The sequence below is a fragment of the Pseudomonas sp. NPDC088429 genome (genome assembly GCF_044753305.1).
Taxonomy (GTDB): Bacteria; Pseudomonadota; Gammaproteobacteria; order Pseudomonadales; family Pseudomonadaceae; genus Aquipseudomonas; species Aquipseudomonas rustica.
In genome coordinates, this window is the sequence record NZ_JBIVMX010000012.1 from 98,908 (window position 1) to 115,848 (window position 16,941).

Consider the following 16,941-nt stretch of genomic DNA (forward strand, 5'->3'; position numbering starts at 1 on the left):
TCTCTAGGCGCCAGCCTTCCACTCGCGCGGGCTGAGCCCGGTCTTGCGGCGAAACGCGCGAGCCAGCGCCGAAGGGCTTTCGTAACCGACCTCTGCGGCGATCAGCGCAATCGGCGTGCCCTCGCGCAAACGTTTCTGCGCCAGGCTGACCCGCCAGCTCAGCAGATAATCGGCCGGCGTCTGCCCGACCACGCGGCGAAACTGCTCGGCAAAACTGGCGCGCGAGAGGTTGGCGACGCTGGCCAGCTCGGCCACGCTCCACGGTTTATGCGGCTGCTCGTGCATCTGGATCAAGGCCCGCGACAAACGCGGATCGGCCAGCCCGGCCATCATCCCCGGTTGTTGATCGCGACTGCTGATGAGGTGGCGCAACAGCAGAATCACCAGCAGTTCAAACAGCCGATCCATCACCGCAACCCGCCCGCAATGTCCTTCGAAGGCTTCCTTGAACAACCACTCCAGCGTGCTGCCGAGTTCGGGAATGTCGCTGAGTTTCAGCACCAGATAATCCGGCAACGCGGTGGCGAGTGCATTGCCCGATCCGCCGTCGAACGTCAGCGTGGCGCAGACCACGCGGGTGTCCATGGACTCGTCGGCAGACATTCGATGGGGAAACGGTCGCGGAAAGAAAATCAGCGAGGGTTCACTCAGCCTGAGCTCGCGTTCGTTACCCGGCCTGAGCAGCAACTCGCCCGCCTGCAACAGATGCACATGCCCGCACGGCTCGCCCTCATGCACGCTGATGCCGCAAAACGCGCCGCTGTGAAAGGTGCCGGCATTCACACCGAAGTGGCTGAGCAAAGTAGAAAGGCGATCCATTGGGCGACTCCTGCGGGCGAATCTGGACGATCTGCCGCATATCGTCGACGATTTGCCGCCAAAGCACCAGTTGCGCTCACTAACATTCACTCCATCGCCGACGCAGTTCGCGCCGGACTTTCGGAGAATCACCATGAGCCGCATCAACGCCATCAGCCTCGAAACCGCCACCGACGCCACCCGCCCCGTGCTGGAAGGTGTGAAGAAGAAAATCGGTTTCCTGCCGAACCTGTTCGCCACACTGGCCAAGGCGCCGGTCGCGCTCGACACCTACGTGCAAGCGTCAGCGACACTGGGCAAATCGTCGCTCAGCGCCAAGGAAAAAGAAGCGGTGTACCTGGCGACCTCGCAGGTTAACGGCTGCGATTACTGCCTGGCGGCGCACACCTTTTTCGGCAGCAAGGCCGGGTTGTCGGCCGAGGAAATCGTCGCGGCGCGCCAAGGTGAGTTGAACGCCTATGCCGCCCTCGCCTATCAATTGACGGAAAGCCGTGGCCACTTGAGTGACGAGCAGATCGCCGCCGCTCGCGCTGCGGGGATTGACGACAGCAAGATCATCGAAGTGATTGCCGTGGTGGCGGTGCAGACCCTGACCAACTACCTGAACAACGTGGCGCTGACCGAGATCGACTTCCCGGCCATCGACGCCTGATTAGAAGCCCCGTGTAACCCTTGTGGCGAGCGGATTTAGCGAAACGTCGCACCGCCCCGTTGGACTGCGGACCGATCCCTCTTTTAACTAGAAAACAGGGGCCTGCTGCGCAGTCCATCGGGGATAAATCCCCTCGCCACAAGTCCACATTCATCACAAAGTCGTGTAAGCGCCGTGTGTCACTCGTGATCAACGCCGGCGCGTTTCAGCAGTTTTTTGCAGCGCTCGGACAGGTGGAACACCTGCAGATCCTTGCCCGCTTTGGCGTAGCGCTCGCGCAGGGTTTTCAGCGCGGCAATCGCCGAGTAATCGACAAAGCTCAGATGCCGGCAATCGAGGGTGACTTTTTGCGGATCGGTCGCCGGGTCGAACTGGTTGAGGAACGGCGTGGTCGAGGCGAAAAACAGCGTGCCGTGCAGGCGATAGAGTTTGCTGCCGTCGGCCTCCAAGTGCTCATCGGCGTACAACTCGCGCGCCTGCTGCCAGGCGAAATTCATCGCAGCAATGATGATGCCGCACAGCACAGCGGTGGCCAGATCGGTGAACACGGTGATGGTGGTCACGGCGATGATCACCAGCACATCGTTGAGCGGGACTTTGTTGATGACGCGCAACGACGCCCAGGCGAAGGTCTGTTGCGAGACCACGAACATCACCCCGACCAGCGCCGCCAGCGGAATACGCTCGATCAGCGGCGACAGAAACAGAATGAACAACAGAATCAGCACGCCCGCCACGACGCCGGACAAGCGTCCGCGCCCACCGGAGCTGAGGTTGATCACGGTCTGGCCGATCATCGCGCAACCGCCCATACCGCCGAATGCGCCCGAGACCATGTTCGCCGCGCCCAGCGCCACGCATTCGCGATCCGGGTAGCCACGGGTTTCAGTGATTTCGTCGGTGAGGTTCAGCGTCAGCAGGGTTTCCAGCAGCCCGACCAGCGCCATCAGAATCGCGTAGGGGGCGATGATGCGCAGGGTTTCGAAAGTCCACGGGATGTCCGGCAGAGCGAAAGTCGGCAGACCACCGGCGATGTGCGCCATGTCACCGAGGGTGCGGGTCGGCAGGCCGAAGAGATAGACCAGCAGGCCGACGCCAAGAATCGCTACCAGCGCCGGCGGCACCGCTTTGGTCAGGCGCGGCAGGATGTAAACGATCGCCATGGTCAGCGCCACCAGCCCTGCCATCAGGTACAGCGGCGTGCCGCTGAGCCATTCCTCACCGTTCTTGAAATGCTCCAGTTGCGCCAGGGCAATGATGATCGCCAGACCGTTAACGAACCCGAGCATCACCGGGTGCGGCACCATGCGCACCAGTTTGCCCAAGCGCAGCAAACCGAACGCCATCATGATCAAACCGCCGAGCAGCACGGTCGCCAGTAAATACTGCACGCCGTGTTGCACCACCAGCGCAACAATCACCACCGCCATCGAACCCGCCGCCCCGGAGACCATACCCGGCCGACCGCCGAACAAAGCGGTCAGCGTGCAGATGATGAAAGCACCGTACAGGCCCATCAGCGGATTGAGGTGTGCCACCAGCGCGAAGGCGATGCATTCGGGCAACAGGGCAAACGAGGTGGTGAGTCCGGCCAGGACATCGGCGCGCAGACGAATCGGTTTCATGGCTTACCTGACTGAGCGGCCAACGTCGGTGACCGCAGGTGTTCGGGGAAAAGTGGGTTGCGGATGTTACGGAATTGTCCCCGCAGCGGCCAGTGATCGCTGACAGTTATCGACCTGCGCTTTATGCTGGTGCGCTCAGTCTTCATCGAGTTCGAACATGTCTGCATTTTTAACCGCTCGCGAAGTTTGTCAGCGTTTGCGTGACGCGGCGCTTGAGGTGCTCGTTTTTAAAGTATGCGAGGCACCTTCCGCGTCCGGGCTGGTTGCCGTCGATATCGAAGGCTGGCGCTTGCTGCTGGATTTTGACGGCGGCCGGTTGCATCACTGTGAATACGCGCGCGATACCGATGGGCGCGAAGGCGCGCTCGAGGGTTGGCAACGTTATGGCACTGATCCGGTGAGTTTGCTCAGCACTTGGGAATTGGCGCAGATCGAACGGCTACTGGCGCAATCCCCTCAGCCCTGACGCAAGTCGAGCACGTAAGTGTAATAACCGGTGTCGCGCACATACCCCAACGACTCGTACAAACCCTGCGCGGTGAAGTTGTCGGTGGCGGTTTCCAGCACCAACCCCTTCGCGCCGGTTTCCAGCGCAAACGCGCGGGCGGTGTTCATCAGCAATCGGCCAACGCCGCGACCCCGGGCGGCCGGCGTGGTGAACAGATCGCTGAGCAGCCAGGTGCGATGGGCGTCGATGGAGGAAAACGTCGGGTACAACTGCACAAATCCCAGCGCCTCACCGTGCTCGTCCTGCGCCAGAAAAATCGCTGACTCCCCCGCCGCCATGCGTTCGGCGATGAAGGCGCGCGACTGTGGCAGATTCGACGGCTGCTCGTAGAAACCCCGATAACGTCGAACAACTGCGCCACCGCCTCCAGCTGTGCGCTATCGGCGCGCAATGCCTTAATCGTCATGACCCCTTCCTCGTTTATTCAATGATCGAAGCAGCATAGCGCTGTCTGTCGAGTAAGCTGGCCTCACCGCTATATAGTTTTGTATATTGCGAAACCGAAATCGCCAGAATCTTTCCATGTTGTCCATTCAGACCGTGTTTTCATGAGCGCCATCCGCGTACGCAACGAGCAGTTGATCCTCAACGCTGCCAGTGAAGAATTCGCCGCCAACGGCTTCGACGCCACCCAGACCCGCGACATCGCCGCCCGCGCCGGCGTGCCCAAGGCGAACCTGTATTACTACTTCCAGACCAAGGAAAACCTCTACTCGAAAGTCTTGCTGGGGTTTGTCGAACCGTTGCTGGAGGCGTCGGCGGTGCTGCGTGAAAGCGACGATCCGCTGGTGGGCTTGCGCGCTTATGTCGCTGCGCGGATTCGCATCGCCCGCGAGCATCCGGCGATAGCCAAGGTTTTCAGTGGAGAGTTGTTGCTCGGCGGGCGGCAGTTGCCAGACGAGTGCCGCGACCTGCTGCACGCTGAAGCGCGACGGAATGTCGAGTGTTTGCGCAGCTGGATCGAGCGCGGTTTGCTGGCACCGGTGGATCCGGAGCATTTGATGCTGTTCATCTGGTCGGCGACGCGCACGTACACCAACATTGGCTGGCAGATGGGCCGAATCATGGAACGCGAAGAGCCGCTGGATGAGGATTACGAACGGGCGGCGGAGACGATTACGCGGTTGGTGCTGGAGGGTGTTGTGCCGCCGAGGGCTGGGGAGATTCGCGGGGTTTTGTTTGCGACTTGAACCGCAGAATGACCGCAGTACATCTGCAAACACAACCCCTGTAGGAGCTGTCGAGTGAAACGAGGCTGCGATCTTTGATCATGATTTTCAAGATCAACAGATCGCAGCCTCCGGCAGCTCCTACAGGGGTGTGGTGTTTTCAAAACATAATGGTGGCAGCGGGTTTCACGTCGATGCGCGCGACGGAGCCGGTCAAATGCGCGAGGTCTTTGTTGTGTTCGGCGATGATGTCGTCGGCGCTCATCGGGCCGTTGTCGACGGTGGAGTGTGCGTCGGCGGCGAGCACTACGTCGTAGCCCAGTTGATGGGCCTGGCGCACGGTCGCGTTGATGCAATAGTCGGTTTGCAAGCCGCAAATGACCAAGCGTTCGAAATCCTCGCTCGGCAGCAGTTTGCGTAAATCAGTCTGATAGAACGAATCGGGCGTGGTCTTGCGCACGCGTAAATCCTCGCTCGATGTTTCCAGCCCTTTGGCCAGTTGCCAGCCTTCCGCACCATGAGCCAACGGACTGTCCTTTTCTTCATGCTGAATCAGCACCACCGGCACCCCGGCCGTGCGCGCTCGGCGGCTGAGGCCGTTGATGGTGTCGATCACCCGGTGAATGTCATGGCACTCATACTCGCCCGAGCAGAGAGCTTGCTGGACGTCGATGATCAGCAATGCGGTGGTCATGATGAGCCTTCCTTGATCAGTCCTTGAAACAGGGGCGGACATGAGCCCGCCCCGTTTTTACGCGCCTCAGTAACCCAATGACAAACCGGTATTACGCCGTGGATCGTTGGCACCGTAGAAGCGGTTTTTGCCAACCGGCTTACCGCCCAGCGACGGTGCGCCGACCAGAATCGCGGCGATGTGGTTGGCATCCTGCGGGCCGGCAAACTTGTGGCCCCAGCTCTCGAGAATCTTCTTCGTGTCGGGACTCGCCGCGAAGTCTTCGAGGTTGGTTTCCTCCGGCATCCACTGCTGGTGGAAGCGCGGCGCATCGACTGCTTCCTGCAGGCCCATGCCGTAGTCGATGACGTTGAGCATGGTCAGCAAGGTCGCGGTGATGATCCGGCTACCGCCCGGCGTGCCCACCACCATCACCACTTTGCCGTCCTTGGTGACGATGGTCGGGCTCATCGACGACAGCGGTGCCTTGCCCGGCGCGATCGCGTTGGCTTCGCCCTGCACCAGACCGTACATGTTCGGCACGCCGACCTTGGAGGTGAAGTCGTCCATTTCATCGTTGAGGATCACCCCGGTCTTGCTCGCCATCACGCCTGCACCGAACCAGTCGTTGAGGGTGTAAGTGACCGAAACCGCGTTACCCCACTTGTCGACGATCGAATAGTGCGTGGTGTTGCTGCCTTCATGCGGTGCGGTACCCGGTTTCAGCTCAGCCGAGACGCCAGCCTTCTGCGGTTGAATCGCGTCGCGCAGTTTCGTTGCGTAGTTCTTGTCGAGCAGGTGTTCGATCGGGTTTTTGACGAAATCCGGATCACCCAGATAGCTGTTGCGATCCACGTACGCGTGGCGCATCGCTTCGATCTGATAGTGCATGCCCTGGGCCGAATGGAAGCCCAGCTCCTTCATCGGATAGCCTTCGAGGATGTTCATGATCTGGCAGATCACCACACCGCCGGAGCTTGGCGGTGGCGCGGAAACCACGTGGTAGCCACGGTAATCACACTCGACCGGCGCCAGTTCGCGGGTCTTGTATTTGTCGAGGTCGGCCTGGGTGATGATGCCCTTGTTGGCCTGACTCGACGTCACGATCGCATCGGCGACCCAGCCTTTATAGAAGCCGTCGGTGCCTTTTTCGGAAATGGTGCGCAGGGTTTTGGCCAGATCCTTCTGCACCAGTTTCTGCCCGACCTGCATCGGTTCGCCGTTGTGCAGGAAGATCGAGCCGGAATCGCGGATGTCCTTTTTGAACACATCGGTGGCGTATTCCAGCAGCTCGACGTCACCCTGCTCCAGCTCGAAACCGTCTTCAGCCAATTTGATGGCCGGGGCGATCATGTCTTTGCGCGGCTTGGTGCCGTACTTGCTCAGCGCCAGTTCCATGCCGGAGACGGTGCCCGGTACGCCGACCGCCAAGTGGCCGCGCGTGCTCAGATCAGGAATGACGTTGCCTTCCTTGTCCAGATACATATTGGCGGTCGCGGCCAGCGGCGCCTTTTCGCGGAAATCGAGGAAGGTCTTGCGTCCGTCGGCCAGTTGAATGGTCATGAAACCGCCACCGCCGAGGTTGCCCGCTGCGGGGTAAACCACCGCCAGCGCATAACCCACCGCGACGGCGGCATCCACCGCGTTGCCGCCGCTTTTCAACACGTCGACACCGACGTGGGTCGCCAGATGTTGCGCGGTGACCACCATGCCGTTTTCGGCAGCGACCGGTGCGACCGAGGCCGCGTGAGCCATCAGACAGCTGAGTGCCAATGAGGTCGCTATCAGCGATTTGGCCAAAGGTTCGTACTTCATGAGTCGATCTCTTTTTTGTTTTTAGGGTCTGTGCAAAACAGAGGCGAACGCTTCAAGAGCAACAAGCAGTATGGTCGCGATTGCGCATTGCGCCTCCCCCCGCAGGCAGTATGCTGAGCGCCATCGATGCCCTGAACCGGAGCTGGCCTGCATGGCTTTTACCTTCATCACCCTGCCCTCGCCCGTCGGCGAGTTGAAGCTGGTCGCGAACGGTTCACGACTGGCGGCCATCCTCTGGGAAAACGACAAACCGAACCGCGTGCGCCTCGGGCCGATGAGCGCAGCACCAGACAATCCGATCCTGATAAAAACCGCTCGGCAGCTGCAAGAATATTTTTCCGGCTCCCGCGATCGCTTCGATCTGGAGCTGGATTTTGTCGGCACTGATTTTCAGAAACAGGTGTGGGCAGCGTTGCTGACCATTCCGTTTGGCGAGACGCGCAGCTACAGCCAGATTGCCGCGCAGATCGGCAATCCTTCAGCGGTGAGGGCGGTGGGCGCAGCGAATGGACGTAATCCGATTTCGATTGTCGCGCCGTGTCATCGGGTGATCGGCGCGTCGGGGAAACTCACCGGGTTTGCGGGCGGGCTGGAGGCCAAGGAGCATTTGCTGACGCTGGAGGGAGCTTTAACATCAAAAGATTGCAGCCCGCGGCAGCTCCTGCATTTGCAATTCGATCTCCTGTAGGAGCTGCCGAAGGCTGCGATCTTTTGATCTACTTAGCCTCGACCTGCTCCTGATACTCTTTTTCATATTGCCCGGCGAGCTGCACCTTCTGCTTCTCATTGAGCAATTTGCCGGCCATCTGGAAGAACTTCTGCTCTTCTTCCTCCAAGTGGTGATGCACCTTCTCCGACAACTTCTTCGCCGTCGCCAACCACGCCGGGCTCGACATCTCGGTCTCGTCGAGCTCTTCCATCATCTCGTCCATTTCATGGTGCTCGGAAATCGCGTGACGACTGAGGTCGACACCGGCATCGCACTCCATCAACGGAATGTAGAAGTGACGTTCTTCGGCGGTTTCGTGGGCTTGCAGTTCATCTTTAAGCAGTTTGTAAGCCTCAACCCGCTCCGGGGTGTCACCGCTGGTTTTGATCAGGCTTTTCGCGTAAGTGCGCTGGCGGTCGTGGCTTTCACGAAGGGCTTCAAAAATATTCATGGCGTGTCCTCATCAACCGCGTGCTGGAATGACGCTGTAAAAGCTAGACCGCGACGCGCGAGCGACGGTTCCACCGGTTTTGCGCAGGGACTTGGAAGCAGACCACCGGGCAGGATACGCTGGCGAATTATCCTACAAGGAAGTCCTGCATGAACTTGCGCATCGAGTTAACGCAAACACCCACGGAAGAACACCGTGCGGCCATTCTGGCGCCACTGCGCGCGCATAACGTCTCTCAGGCCGGCCCATCGGCGTGGGAACCGATCGCGCTGTTGGTGCGCGACGAGCACGACGCTGTGCTCGGCGGGCTGTATGGCCACACGTTTTATCGCTGGTTGTTTATTGAATTGTTGGCCGTGCCGATTGAAGGGCGCGGTCAGGGCATCGGTTCGAAACTGATGCAGATGGCCGAAGATTTTGCGCGGGAGAAGGATTGCGTGGGGATCTGGCTCGACACCTTTTCGTTTCAGGCGCCGGAGTTTTACAAGAAGGTCGGGTATACCGAGTGCGGTGAGATTGTTGATTATCCGCTGGGGCATAAGCGGCATTTTTTCCAGAAGCGGCTTATAGGTTGAATGGACTGGCCCCTTCGCGAGCAGGCTCGCTCCCACATTGGAATGCATTCCAAATTGTGGGAGCGAGCCTGCTCGCGAAGGCGGCCGTCAATTCACCCAATAATCAGAGGCAAGTCGCCAACGCCGCCAACCGCCGCTTCGCGACAAAATCATCTTTCTGCGCGTAGTAGTTCAGCGTCGTCCCCGACGGCTCCGTGCTCAGGTCAACGAACGACTCCGCCGAACGGGTGTACACCGTCGAACCGCCCTTCTTGCCCGGTTGCAGATAAGCCCCCGCGTCCACGCCAAACACCGCCTCGTCTTGCCAGGCGAATTGCACGCACTGCGCCACGAGCTTCTCGGCTTTGTCCGAGGTCATGACTTTATAAGGCGCCTGGGTGCGCGCATCGTCCATCGCCGACCCTGCGCAACCGGCCAGAACCGTCGCCGCCAGCGCTACCATCAGAATTCGCATTGCATTCGCTCATTCAGAAAAAAGCGGACTGTATCACCGCCGCAAGCGGAAATCGTTCTGCTTTACTGCATTTATAACGAGACAGGCACTCGCCGCTGCGGCAACCTAAGGTCATCAGCCTCACAAGGAAAACCCATGGCGCCTACCGATCAGCGACATGAACACGCCCTGAAACTGTTTCTCGATGCGCGCCCTGAATTGCGCGAAAGCCTCGACCACCTCAATCCTCTGTTGGCTCAGGCCAAGGGCGAAACCCAGGCGCAATACCGCGAAGAACGTCTGCATGAGGCGTTTGAAGAAGAAGCGGACAAACTGGGATTGTTCGCCTGGGAACTGACGTTGCAGCTGACCGCTGATTCGCCTGAGGAATATCAGGCGCAGCGCCTGGAAGTGCATCGCGAGGTGGCGGAAATGGCCGGCATGGACTGGCTGGAATACTGCGACCTGTACGGGATAGAACCTTAACCGCCACGCCAAGGATCCTTTCGCCGATGCTGCCTTCCGCCTCGACTCATCGCGCCAGCCCCGGCCATCTGCACACGCAGAAATGGCGCGGACGCGTGGGTCTGGCGCTGGTCGCCAGCCTGTCGGTACTGGCCGGCATGACCGATGCCATCGGTTTCATGGCCAGCGGCGATTTCGTCTCGTTCATGAGCGGGAACACGACACGACTGGCGGTGGCGATCAGTGAAGGTGATCTCGGGTTGACCTTGCGCCTGGTGATTCTTGTCGCAACGTTCATCCTCGGTAACGCCTTGGGTGTACTCGTCGCGCGCCTCGGTGGGCGACGCGCGCTGCCGCTGCTGCTGTGCATCGCCACCCTGCTCTGCACCTCGGCAGCGTGGCCGTTCGACGCGCAACTGCCGGCATTGCTCGCAGCGATCATTGCGATGGGCATGCTCAACGCGGCGGTCGAGGAAGTGAATGGCCTGCCGGTCGGGCTGACCTACGTGACCGGCGCGCTGTCGCGATTTGGCCGAGGACTGGGGCGCTGGATGCTCGGCGAACGGCGCAGCGGCTGGCGGGTGCAACTGGTGCCGTGGAGCGGGATGTTTATCGGCGCCATTTTGGGGGCGGTGCTGGAACAGCATTTGGGCCTCAAGGCCATGTTTGTCAGCGCTGTGCTGGCCGCGTTGATCGGCCTGCTTTCCCTCAGAATCCCGCGACGCTGGCAACTCGGCTACATGCCCCGCTAACCGCAAATCCCCTGTAGGAGATGACGAGTGAAACGAGGCTGCGATCTTTTGATCTGGTTTTTTTAAAATCAAGATCAACAGATCGCAGCGTGCCGCAGCTCCTACAGGGATCGGGTTTCCGCGATCCTTTGGCGGCCGCAATGCTTTATCATGGCCGCAGTTTTGCTGATCGAGTCCGTCATGAAGTTCGCCATCGCGTTGTTTTCCGCCGCCCATGCGCCCTCCTCGCGCCGTGCCCTGCTGTTTGCGCAAGCGGCACTGGCCGGTGGGCATGAGGTTGTCCGGCTGTTTTTCTATCAGGACGGCGTCTACAACGCCTCCGACGCGGTGGTCACCCCGCAGGACGAACTCGACTTGCCCAAGCAATGGCGCGCGTTTATCACCGAGCAGAAGCTCGACGGCGTGGTCTGCATCGCCGCCGCCCTGCGCCGTGGCGCCCTGAACGCGGAAGAAGCCAAGCGTTACCAGCGCGAAGCGATTTCGGTCAGCACGCCGTGGGAATTGTCCGGCCTCGGTCAGTTGCATGATGCGGTGCAAGATGCCGATCGCCTGATCTGCTTTGGAGGTGCGTGAGATGGCAAAATCCCTGTTGATCATCAGCCGCCAGTCGCCATGGTCGGGCCCCGGCGCCCGCGAAACGCTGGACATCGTGCTGGCCGGCGGCGCTTTCGATCTGCCGATCGGTTTGCTGTTTCTCGATGACGGCGTGCTGCAACTCAGCGCCGGGCAAAACGCGAAAGCGCTGCAACAGAAAGACCTCAGCGCCAACCTGCAAGCGCTGCCGATGTTCGGTGTTGAAGAGCTGTTCTATTGCGCCGACAGCGCCAGCGCCCGCGGTCTCAGCACGTTGTCGCTGGACGAAGCCGCGCCGCTGGCCGCCGCGCAAATCACCGCCCTTATTGACCGCTACGACCAGGTGATCACCCTCTGATGTCGACTTTGCATGTGTTGTCTCATTCCCCGTTCGGCGACGATCGCCTGACCAGTTGCCTGCGCGTAATCGGCGGCGCTGATGCTTTGTTGCTGTCCGGCGATGCGGTCTACGCGTTGCAACCGGGCACCGCGCCGTTCACCGCGCTGCACAGCCGCCAGATCAAATTGTTCGTTCTGGCCGAAGATGCGCAGGCGCGCGCCCTCCAAGTTCCTGACTGGGCCGAAGTGATCGACTACCCGGCCTTCGTCGAACTGTCGATCCATCACGACAAGGTCAACAGCTGGCTATGAATTCCATGACCGTCGGCGCCCGCGCCATCGAACTGGACAAGGATGGTTTCCTCGTTGACCTCAGCGACTGGTCGCAGGATGTCGCCAGCGCCCTCGCCGCTGCCGAAGAGATTGAGTTGACCGCCGAACACTGGGAAGTCCTCGAATTGCTGCGCAGCTTCTACGCCGAATTCCAGTTGTCCCCGGCCACGCGGCCGCTGATCAAGTACACCGCGCTGAAACTCGGTGTGGAAAAAGGCAACAGCCTGCACCTGAACCGACTGTTCAAAGGCACCCCTGCCAAACTCGCCGCAAAACTGGCGGGCCTGCCCAAACCGACGAATTGCTTATGACCGACTTTCCAGCGCTGACCCTCGAAACGCCTGCTGAACATCCATTCGCCCAATTCGTACGCATCCTCGGCAAGGGCAAACGCGGCGCCCGTGACCTGACGCGCGAAGAAGCGCGCGAAGCCATGGGCATGGTGCTCGACGACAAGGTCGAGGACACCCAGCTCGGTGCGTTCCTGATGTTGCTGCGCCACAAGGAAGAAAGCGCCGAGGAAATGGCCGGTTTCACCGAAGCCTTGCGGGAACGCTTGCAGGCGCCGGCGCTGAACGTCGATCTGGATTGGCCGACCTACGCCGGTAAGAAGCGCCATCTGCCGTGGTACCTGCTGGCCGCCAAATGCCTGGCGCAGAACGGCGTGCGCATCTTCATGCACGGCGGCGGCGCGCACACCGCCGGGCGGCTGTACAGCGAGCAACTGCTCGGCGAGTTGAACATCCCGTTGTGTCGCACCTGGCAACAGGTCGGCACGGCGCTGGACAACGGCGGCCTCGCATTTATGCCGCTGGTGGACTGGGCGCCGCAGTTGCAGAACATGATCGATCTGCGCAACACCTTGGGTCTGCGCTCGCCGATTCATTCGCTGGCGCGGATTCTTAATCCGTTGAGCGCTCGCTGCGGGCTGCAAAGTATTTTCCACCCCGGCTACCAAGCGGTGCACCGCGATGCCAGCGGCCTGCTCGGCGATACAGCGATTGTGGTCAAGGGTGATGGCGGCGAAATCGAGATCAACCCGGATGCCGACAGTCATCTCTACGGCACCAAGGGTGGCGAGAGCTGGGACGAGGAATGGCCGCAACTGTCGGCGCAACGTCACGTCAAACCTTCATCGCTGGATATTGAGCACTTGAAAGCCGTGTGGCGCGGCGACGTGGTCGACAGCTACCCACAAATGGCGCTGATTTCGACGATGGCGCTGGCCCTGCGCGGGCTAGGCCAACCGCGTGAACAAGCCTTCGAAACCGCCGAGCAATACTGGGCTGCGCGGGACAAATCGATTTAACCGATCATTCACGCCCGATCTTTGCGCTTTTTGTTCGAACTCACAGGAATAGACTCGACTCCAACGTTTACTGATTTACGGAGTCTTGATCATGGGTTTACTCGTCGATGGCCACTGGCAGGACAAGTGGTACGAAAGCAGCAAAGACGGCGCGTTCCAGCGCGAACAGGCGCAACGCCGCAACTGGGTGACCGCCAACGGCGAGCCCGGCCCGAGCGGTGAAGGTGGTTTTGCCGCCGAGGCCGGTCGCTATCACCTCTACGTGTCACTCGCTTGTCCATGGGCACATCGCACGCTGATCCTGCGCAAACTCAAAGGTCTGGAAAGTCTGATCGACGTTTCGGTGGTCAGTTGGCTGATGCTGGAAAACGGCTGGACGTTCGACAAAGCGCTGGGCTCGACCGGCGACAAACTCGATGACTTTGAATTCATGCATCAGCGCTACACCGCTGACACCGCCGACTACACCGGCCGCGTCACCGTGCCGGTGCTGTGGGACAAAAAGCTCAAACGCATCGTCAGTAATGAATCAGCGGAGATCATCCGCATGTTCAACAGCGCGTTTGATGGTCTGACTGGCAATGAGTTGGACTTCTACCCGGCGCCACTGCGCAGCGAGATCGATGCGCTGAACGATCGAATCTATCCAGCCGTAAACAACGGCGTTTACCGCGCGGGGTTTGCCACGTCGCAACAGGCCTATGAACAAGCGTTCGATGAGGTGTTTGCTGAGCTCGATCATCTGGAGCGGGTTTTAGGTGCGAATCGCTATCTGACCGGCGAGTACCTGACCGAAGCCGATGTGCGCCTGTTCACCACGATGATTCGTTTTGACGCGGTATATCACGGGCACTTCAAGTGCAATCTGCGACGGATTGCCGATTACCCGAACCTGTCGAACTGGCTGCGTGAGGTGTATCAACTGCCGGGGATTGGCGAGACGGTGGATTTTCAGCACATCAAGAACCACTACTACGGCAGCCACAAGACCATCAACCCGACGGGGGTTGTGCCGAAGGGGCCGGAGCAGGATTTCACAGTGGCCCATGATCGGGCGCGGTTGGGCGGCAAAGGGGTTTGGTTGAAGGGCTAACAGCAAAAATCAAAAGATCGCAGCCTTCGGCAGCTCCTACATGAGAATGCGTTCTCTGTAGGAGCTGCCGAAGGCTGCGATCTTTTGATCTGACTCAGACCTGCGCCTGAGCCCCTTCAAACCACGCCAGTTTCTCGCGCAGTTGCACCACTTCCCCGACGATCACCAATGTCGGCGCATGCACTTCATGCTCCGCCACCATGCGTGGCAGATCCGCCAGCGTGCCGGTAAAGACCCGCTGATTGACCGTGGTGCCCTGCTGAATCAATGCCGCCGGGGTATCCGCCGCGCGACCGTGCTTGATCAGCTGCTCGCAGATCACCGGCAAGCCCACCAGGCCCATGTAGAACACCAGCGTCTGCGCCGGGGCGACGAGGTCGGCCCAGGGCAGATCGGTGGAACCGTCCTTCAAATGCCCGGTGACAAAGCGCACTGACTGCGCGTAATCACGATGGGTCAGCGGAATCCCGGCATACGCCGCGCAACCACTGGCTGCGGTAATCCCAGGCACCACCTGAAACGGAATCCCGTGGGCCGCCAGCTCTTCGATCTCTTCGCCGCCACGGCCGAAGATAAACGGATCACCGCCCTTCAAGCGCACCACACGCTTACCGGCCTTGGCCAGATCGACCAGTTGCTGGTTGATCTGATCCTGCGGCACGGCATGATCTGAACGGCGCTTGCCGACATACACGCGCTCGGCATCGCGACGGCACAACTCAAGAATCGCTGGTGCGACCAAACGGTCGTACAACACCACGTCGGCTTGCTGCATCAGACGCAAAGCCTTGAACGTCAGCAGATCCGGATCACCCGGCCCTGCGCCGACCAAATACACTTCACCGGTGGTAACCGTTGCTTCGCCATCAATCTTGGCCTGCAACAGACGCTCGGCTTCGGCGCCCTGCCCGGCCAGTTGGCGGTCGGCAATCGGCCCTTGGAAGACGTCCTCCCAGAATCCACGACGCTGCTGTACATCCGGAAACAGGCTTTTCACCTGATTACGGAAACGTGCGGCGAGCCCGGCCAGTTGACCGTAAGTCGATGGAATCCAGGTTTCGATCTTGGCGCGAATCAACCGCGCCAGCACCGGCGCGTCGCCGCCACTGGACACTGCGATGATCAGCGGCGAGCGATCGACGATCGCCGGGAAGATCACGCTGCACAAGGCAGGCGCGTCGACCACATTGACCGGCACACAACGCTTGTGAGCATCGGTGGAGACTTGTGCGTTCAGCGTTTCATCGTCGGTGGCGGCGATGATCAGCCCGCAACCGTCCAGATCCGCCTCGACGTAACCGCGCAACAGGCATTCGCCGCCCGAGGCTGCGACCAGCTCACGCAGCTGCGATTCGATTTCAGGTGCGACCACCCGCAGCAGCGCACCGGCATCGGCCAGCAGGCGGGATTTGCGCAAGGCAATTTCCCCCCCACCGACGACCAACACACGACTGCCGCGCAGGTTGTGAAACAGCGGCAGATATTTCATTTAGCCGATGACCTCAAGGCCACCCATGTACGGCTTCAGCACGTCTGGCACGCGGATCGAACCGTCGGCCTGCTGGTAGTTTTCCAGCACGGCAACCAGGGTACGGCCTACGGCCAGACCGGAACCGTTCAGCGTGTGCACCAGCTCAGGCTTGCCGGTTTCCGGGTTGCGGAAACGCGTTTGCATCCGACGGGCCTGGAAGTCGCCGCAGTTCGAGCACGACGAAATTTCGCGGTACTTGTCCTGGCTCGGAATCCACACTTCCAGATCGTAAGTCTTGACCGCGCTGAAGCCCATGTCGCCGGTGCACAGCGCCAGGGTGCGATACGGCAGACCGAGCAGTTGCAGGACTTTTTCAGCGTTGGCGGTCAGGCCTTCCAGCGCTTCCATCGAGGTCGACGGCTCAACGATTTGCACCATTTCAACTTTGTCGAACTGGTGCTGACGGATCATGCCGCGCGTGTCGCGACCCGATGCACCGGCTTCACTGCGGAAGCACGGGGTGTGGGCAACGAATTTGATCGGCAGCAGTTTCGAATCGACGATTTCGCCAGCGACGATGTTGGTCAGCGACACTTCGGCAGTCGGGATCAGGTACAGATCGGCTTCGCCTTCGCGGGCGATCTTGAACAGGTCTTCTTCGAATTTCGGCAGTTGACCGGTGCCTTGCAGCGCCGGGGCCTGAACCAGATAAGGCGTGTAAGCCTCTTCGTAGCCGTGCTCGTTGACGTGCAGGTTGATCATGAACTGCGCCAAGGCGCGGTGCAGACGGGCGATCGGGCCACGCAGCAGGGCGAAACGCGCGCCGGACAGCTTGGCGGCGGTTTCAAAGTCCAGCCAGCCGAACTTCTCGCCGAGGGCAACGTGGTCTTTCACTTCGAAATCGAAAGCGGTCGGCGTGCCCCAGCGGCGCACTTCGACGTTGTCGTCTTCGTCCTTGCCGACCGGCACGGATTCGTGCGGCAGGTTAGGAATGCCCAGAACGATCGAGTCCAGTTCGGTCTGGATCGCGTCCAGCTCGACTTTACCGGCACTCAATTCGCCCGCCATGCGCTCGACGTCCGCCATCAACGGGGCGATGTCTTCGCCGCGCTGCTTGGCCTGACCGATGGATTTGGAACGCGCGTTACGCTCAGCCTGCAGTGCTTCGGTGCGGGTC

At 60.4% G+C, this 16,941-nt stretch carries 21 protein-coding genes and 1 pseudogene; 13 read left to right on the top strand and 9 right to left on the bottom strand.

The features are described 5' to 3' along the window. Positions 1 to 3 precede the first annotated feature (3 nt). Complete coding sequence (locus tag ACIP66_RS09675) at positions 4 to 819, bottom strand: cupin domain-containing protein (protein WP_400647462.1); 816 nt, start codon at positions 817 to 819, stop codon at positions 4 to 6. A gap of 133 nt (positions 820 to 952) precedes the next feature. Here ACIP66_RS09675 and ACIP66_RS09680 point away from each other — a divergent pair, with 133 nt between their 5' ends. Next, positions 953 to 1,471, top strand: coding sequence for a carboxymuconolactone decarboxylase family protein (locus ACIP66_RS09680; protein ID WP_400647464.1), 519 nt, complete (start codon positions 953 to 955; stop codon positions 1,469 to 1,471). Between the two features lie 179 nt (positions 1,472 to 1,650). Here the strand turns inward: ACIP66_RS09680 and ACIP66_RS09685 are convergent, their stop codons facing one another. Next, positions 1,651 to 3,096, bottom strand: a complete 1,446-nt coding sequence (locus ACIP66_RS09685; protein ID WP_400647467.1) for a SulP family inorganic anion transporter — start codon at positions 3,094 to 3,096, stop codon at positions 1,651 to 1,653. Positions 3,097 to 3,253: 157 nt separating this feature from the next. Between ACIP66_RS09685 and ACIP66_RS09690 the strand changes: the two genes are divergently transcribed. After that, positions 3,254 to 3,562: a hypothetical protein gene (locus tag ACIP66_RS09690; protein ID WP_212551477.1), complete on the top strand. Its 309-nt coding sequence runs from the start codon at positions 3,254 to 3,256 to the stop codon at positions 3,560 to 3,562. On the opposite strand, the pseudogene ACIP66_RS09695 reads toward ACIP66_RS09690, so the two are convergent. Next, positions 3,553 to 4,010 (bottom strand): annotated as a pseudogene (locus ACIP66_RS09695) (GNAT family N-acetyltransferase). The gene ACIP66_RS09690 and the pseudogene ACIP66_RS09695 overlap by 10 nt on opposite strands. A gap of 142 nt (positions 4,011 to 4,152) precedes the next feature. Here ACIP66_RS09695 and ACIP66_RS09700 point away from each other — a divergent pair. Beyond that, positions 4,153 to 4,794, top strand: coding sequence for a TetR/AcrR family transcriptional regulator (locus tag ACIP66_RS09700; RefSeq protein ID WP_400647470.1), 642 nt, complete (start codon positions 4,153 to 4,155; stop codon positions 4,792 to 4,794). Positions 4,795 to 4,933: 139 nt separating this feature from the next. On the opposite strand, the gene ACIP66_RS09705 is transcribed toward ACIP66_RS09700, so the two are convergent. Beyond that, positions 4,934 to 5,467, bottom strand: a complete 534-nt coding sequence (locus ACIP66_RS09705; RefSeq protein WP_400647473.1) for a cysteine hydrolase family protein — start codon at positions 5,465 to 5,467, stop codon at positions 4,934 to 4,936. Positions 5,468 to 5,533: 66 nt separating this feature from the next. Further along, on the bottom strand, positions 5,534 to 7,261 hold the full coding sequence (gene ggt, locus ACIP66_RS09710; RefSeq protein WP_400647476.1) for a gamma-glutamyltransferase: 1,728 nt from the start codon (positions 7,259 to 7,261) through the stop codon (positions 5,534 to 5,536). 151 nt (positions 7,262 to 7,412) lie between these two features. Here ggt and ACIP66_RS09715 point away from each other — a divergent pair, with 151 nt between their 5' ends. Continuing rightward, positions 7,413 to 7,949 (top strand): methylated-DNA--[protein]-cysteine S-methyltransferase, encoded by a 537-nt coding sequence (locus ACIP66_RS09715; RefSeq protein WP_400647499.1) that lies wholly within the window; start codon positions 7,413 to 7,415, stop codon positions 7,947 to 7,949. Between the two features lie 28 nt (positions 7,950 to 7,977). Here ACIP66_RS09715 and ACIP66_RS09720 read toward each other — a convergent pair whose 3' ends face one another. Then, positions 7,978 to 8,421: a hemerythrin domain-containing protein gene (locus ACIP66_RS09720; protein ID WP_053121565.1), complete on the bottom strand. Its 444-nt coding sequence runs from the start codon at positions 8,419 to 8,421 to the stop codon at positions 7,978 to 7,980. Between the two features lie 149 nt (positions 8,422 to 8,570). Between ACIP66_RS09720 and ACIP66_RS09725 the strand changes: the two genes are divergently transcribed. Next, positions 8,571 to 8,996: an N-acetyltransferase gene (locus ACIP66_RS09725; RefSeq protein WP_212551472.1), complete on the top strand. Its 426-nt coding sequence runs from the start codon at positions 8,571 to 8,573 to the stop codon at positions 8,994 to 8,996. Positions 8,997 to 9,099: 103 nt separating this feature from the next. On the opposite strand, the gene ACIP66_RS09730 is transcribed toward ACIP66_RS09725, so the two are convergent. Next, complete coding sequence (locus tag ACIP66_RS09730) at positions 9,100 to 9,450, bottom strand: hypothetical protein (protein WP_053121569.1); 351 nt, start codon at positions 9,448 to 9,450, stop codon at positions 9,100 to 9,102. A gap of 135 nt (positions 9,451 to 9,585) precedes the next feature. Here ACIP66_RS09730 and ACIP66_RS09735 point away from each other — a divergent pair, with 135 nt between their 5' ends. From ACIP66_RS09735 to ACIP66_RS09770, 8 genes are all read left to right on the top strand, one after another. Further along, positions 9,586 to 9,915, top strand: a complete 330-nt coding sequence (locus ACIP66_RS09735) for a DUF6388 family protein (protein WP_212544684.1) — start codon at positions 9,586 to 9,588, stop codon at positions 9,913 to 9,915. A 26-nt stretch (positions 9,916 to 9,941) separates the two neighbouring features. Continuing rightward, positions 9,942 to 10,646, top strand: coding sequence for a YoaK family protein (locus ACIP66_RS09740; RefSeq protein WP_282358711.1), 705 nt, complete (start codon positions 9,942 to 9,944; stop codon positions 10,644 to 10,646). A gap of 180 nt (positions 10,647 to 10,826) precedes the next feature. Beyond that, on the top strand, positions 10,827 to 11,219 hold the full coding sequence (tusD, locus tag ACIP66_RS09745) for a sulfurtransferase complex subunit TusD (RefSeq protein WP_400647482.1): 393 nt from the start codon (positions 10,827 to 10,829) through the stop codon (positions 11,217 to 11,219). Position 11,220: 1 nt separating this feature from the next. Continuing rightward, positions 11,221 to 11,577, top strand: a complete 357-nt coding sequence (tusC, locus tag ACIP66_RS09750; RefSeq protein WP_400647485.1) for a sulfurtransferase complex subunit TusC — start codon at positions 11,221 to 11,223, stop codon at positions 11,575 to 11,577. Next, complete coding sequence (gene tusB / locus ACIP66_RS09755; RefSeq protein ID WP_053121577.1) at positions 11,577 to 11,870, top strand: sulfurtransferase complex subunit TusB; 294 nt, start codon at positions 11,577 to 11,579, stop codon at positions 11,868 to 11,870. Before tusC ends, tusB begins: the two co-directional genes overlap by 1 nt. After that, positions 11,867 to 12,202 carry a TusE/DsrC/DsvC family sulfur relay protein gene (locus ACIP66_RS09760; RefSeq protein WP_159815199.1) on the top strand — a complete coding sequence of 112 codons (336 nt, stop codon included), beginning with the start codon at positions 11,867 to 11,869 and terminating at the stop codon, positions 12,200 to 12,202. The genes tusB and ACIP66_RS09760 overlap by 4 nt, the downstream gene beginning before the upstream one ends. Then, a complete protein-coding gene (locus tag ACIP66_RS09765; protein ID WP_400647489.1) occupies positions 12,199 to 13,200 on the top strand; it encodes a glycosyl transferase family protein in 1,002 nt (333 codons plus the stop codon). Before ACIP66_RS09760 ends, ACIP66_RS09765 begins: the two co-directional genes overlap by 4 nt. Before the next feature lie 91 nt (positions 13,201 to 13,291). After that, positions 13,292 to 14,293 carry a glutathione S-transferase family protein gene (locus ACIP66_RS09770; protein ID WP_400647491.1) on the top strand — a complete coding sequence of 334 codons (1,002 nt, stop codon included), beginning with the start codon at positions 13,292 to 13,294 and terminating at the stop codon, positions 14,291 to 14,293. 94 nt (positions 14,294 to 14,387) lie between these two features. On the opposite strand, the gene cysG is transcribed toward ACIP66_RS09770, so the two are convergent. Together cysG and serS are read right to left on the bottom strand one after the other, a co-directional pair. After that, positions 14,388 to 15,782 (bottom strand): siroheme synthase CysG, encoded by a 1,395-nt coding sequence (cysG, locus tag ACIP66_RS09775; RefSeq protein ID WP_212551465.1) that lies wholly within the window; start codon positions 15,780 to 15,782, stop codon positions 14,388 to 14,390. Then, a partial coding sequence (gene serS / locus ACIP66_RS09780; protein ID WP_400647494.1) for a serine--tRNA ligase occupies positions 15,783 to 16,941 on the bottom strand: 1,159 nt, incomplete at its 5' end.

Excerpts from the sequence above, each read along its gene's own strand:
- ACIP66_RS09675 (WP_400647462.1), bottom strand. The coding sequence starts at position 819 with ATGGATCGCCTTTCTACTTTGCTCAGCCACTTCGGTGTGAATGCCGGC.
- ACIP66_RS09680 (WP_400647464.1), top strand. The coding sequence starts at position 953 with ATGAGCCGCATCAACGCCATCAGCCTCGAAACCGCCACCGACGCCACC.
- ACIP66_RS09685 (WP_400647467.1), bottom strand. The coding sequence starts at position 3,096 with ATGAAACCGATTCGTCTGCGCGCCGATGTCCTGGCCGGACTCACCACC.
- ACIP66_RS09690 (WP_212551477.1), top strand. The coding sequence starts at position 3,254 with ATGTCTGCATTTTTAACCGCTCGCGAAGTTTGTCAGCGTTTGCGTGAC.
- ACIP66_RS09700 (WP_400647470.1), top strand. The coding sequence starts at position 4,153 with ATGAGCGCCATCCGCGTACGCAACGAGCAGTTGATCCTCAACGCTGCC.
- ACIP66_RS09705 (WP_400647473.1), bottom strand. The coding sequence starts at position 5,467 with ATGACCACCGCATTGCTGATCATCGACGTCCAGCAAGCTCTCTGCTCG.
- ggt (WP_400647476.1), bottom strand. The coding sequence starts at position 7,261 with ATGAAGTACGAACCTTTGGCCAAATCGCTGATAGCGACCTCATTGGCA.
- ACIP66_RS09715 (WP_400647499.1), top strand. The coding sequence starts at position 7,413 with ATGGCTTTTACCTTCATCACCCTGCCCTCGCCCGTCGGCGAGTTGAAG.
- ACIP66_RS09720 (WP_053121565.1), bottom strand. The coding sequence starts at position 8,421 with ATGAATATTTTTGAAGCCCTTCGTGAAAGCCACGACCGCCAGCGCACT.
- ACIP66_RS09725 (WP_212551472.1), top strand. The coding sequence starts at position 8,571 with ATGAACTTGCGCATCGAGTTAACGCAAACACCCACGGAAGAACACCGT.
- ACIP66_RS09730 (WP_053121569.1), bottom strand. The coding sequence starts at position 9,450 with ATGCGAATTCTGATGGTAGCGCTGGCGGCGACGGTTCTGGCCGGTTGC.
- ACIP66_RS09735 (WP_212544684.1), top strand. The coding sequence starts at position 9,586 with ATGGCGCCTACCGATCAGCGACATGAACACGCCCTGAAACTGTTTCTC.
- ACIP66_RS09740 (WP_282358711.1), top strand. The coding sequence starts at position 9,942 with ATGCTGCCTTCCGCCTCGACTCATCGCGCCAGCCCCGGCCATCTGCAC.
- tusD (WP_400647482.1), top strand. The coding sequence starts at position 10,827 with ATGAAGTTCGCCATCGCGTTGTTTTCCGCCGCCCATGCGCCCTCCTCG.
- tusC (WP_400647485.1), top strand. The coding sequence starts at position 11,221 with ATGGCAAAATCCCTGTTGATCATCAGCCGCCAGTCGCCATGGTCGGGC.
- tusB (WP_053121577.1), top strand. The coding sequence starts at position 11,577 with ATGTCGACTTTGCATGTGTTGTCTCATTCCCCGTTCGGCGACGATCGC.
- ACIP66_RS09760 (WP_159815199.1), top strand. The coding sequence starts at position 11,867 with ATGAATTCCATGACCGTCGGCGCCCGCGCCATCGAACTGGACAAGGAT.
- ACIP66_RS09765 (WP_400647489.1), top strand. The coding sequence starts at position 12,199 with ATGACCGACTTTCCAGCGCTGACCCTCGAAACGCCTGCTGAACATCCA.
- ACIP66_RS09770 (WP_400647491.1), top strand. The coding sequence starts at position 13,292 with ATGGGTTTACTCGTCGATGGCCACTGGCAGGACAAGTGGTACGAAAGC.
- cysG (WP_212551465.1), bottom strand. The coding sequence starts at position 15,782 with ATGAAATATCTGCCGCTGTTTCACAACCTGCGCGGCAGTCGTGTGTTG.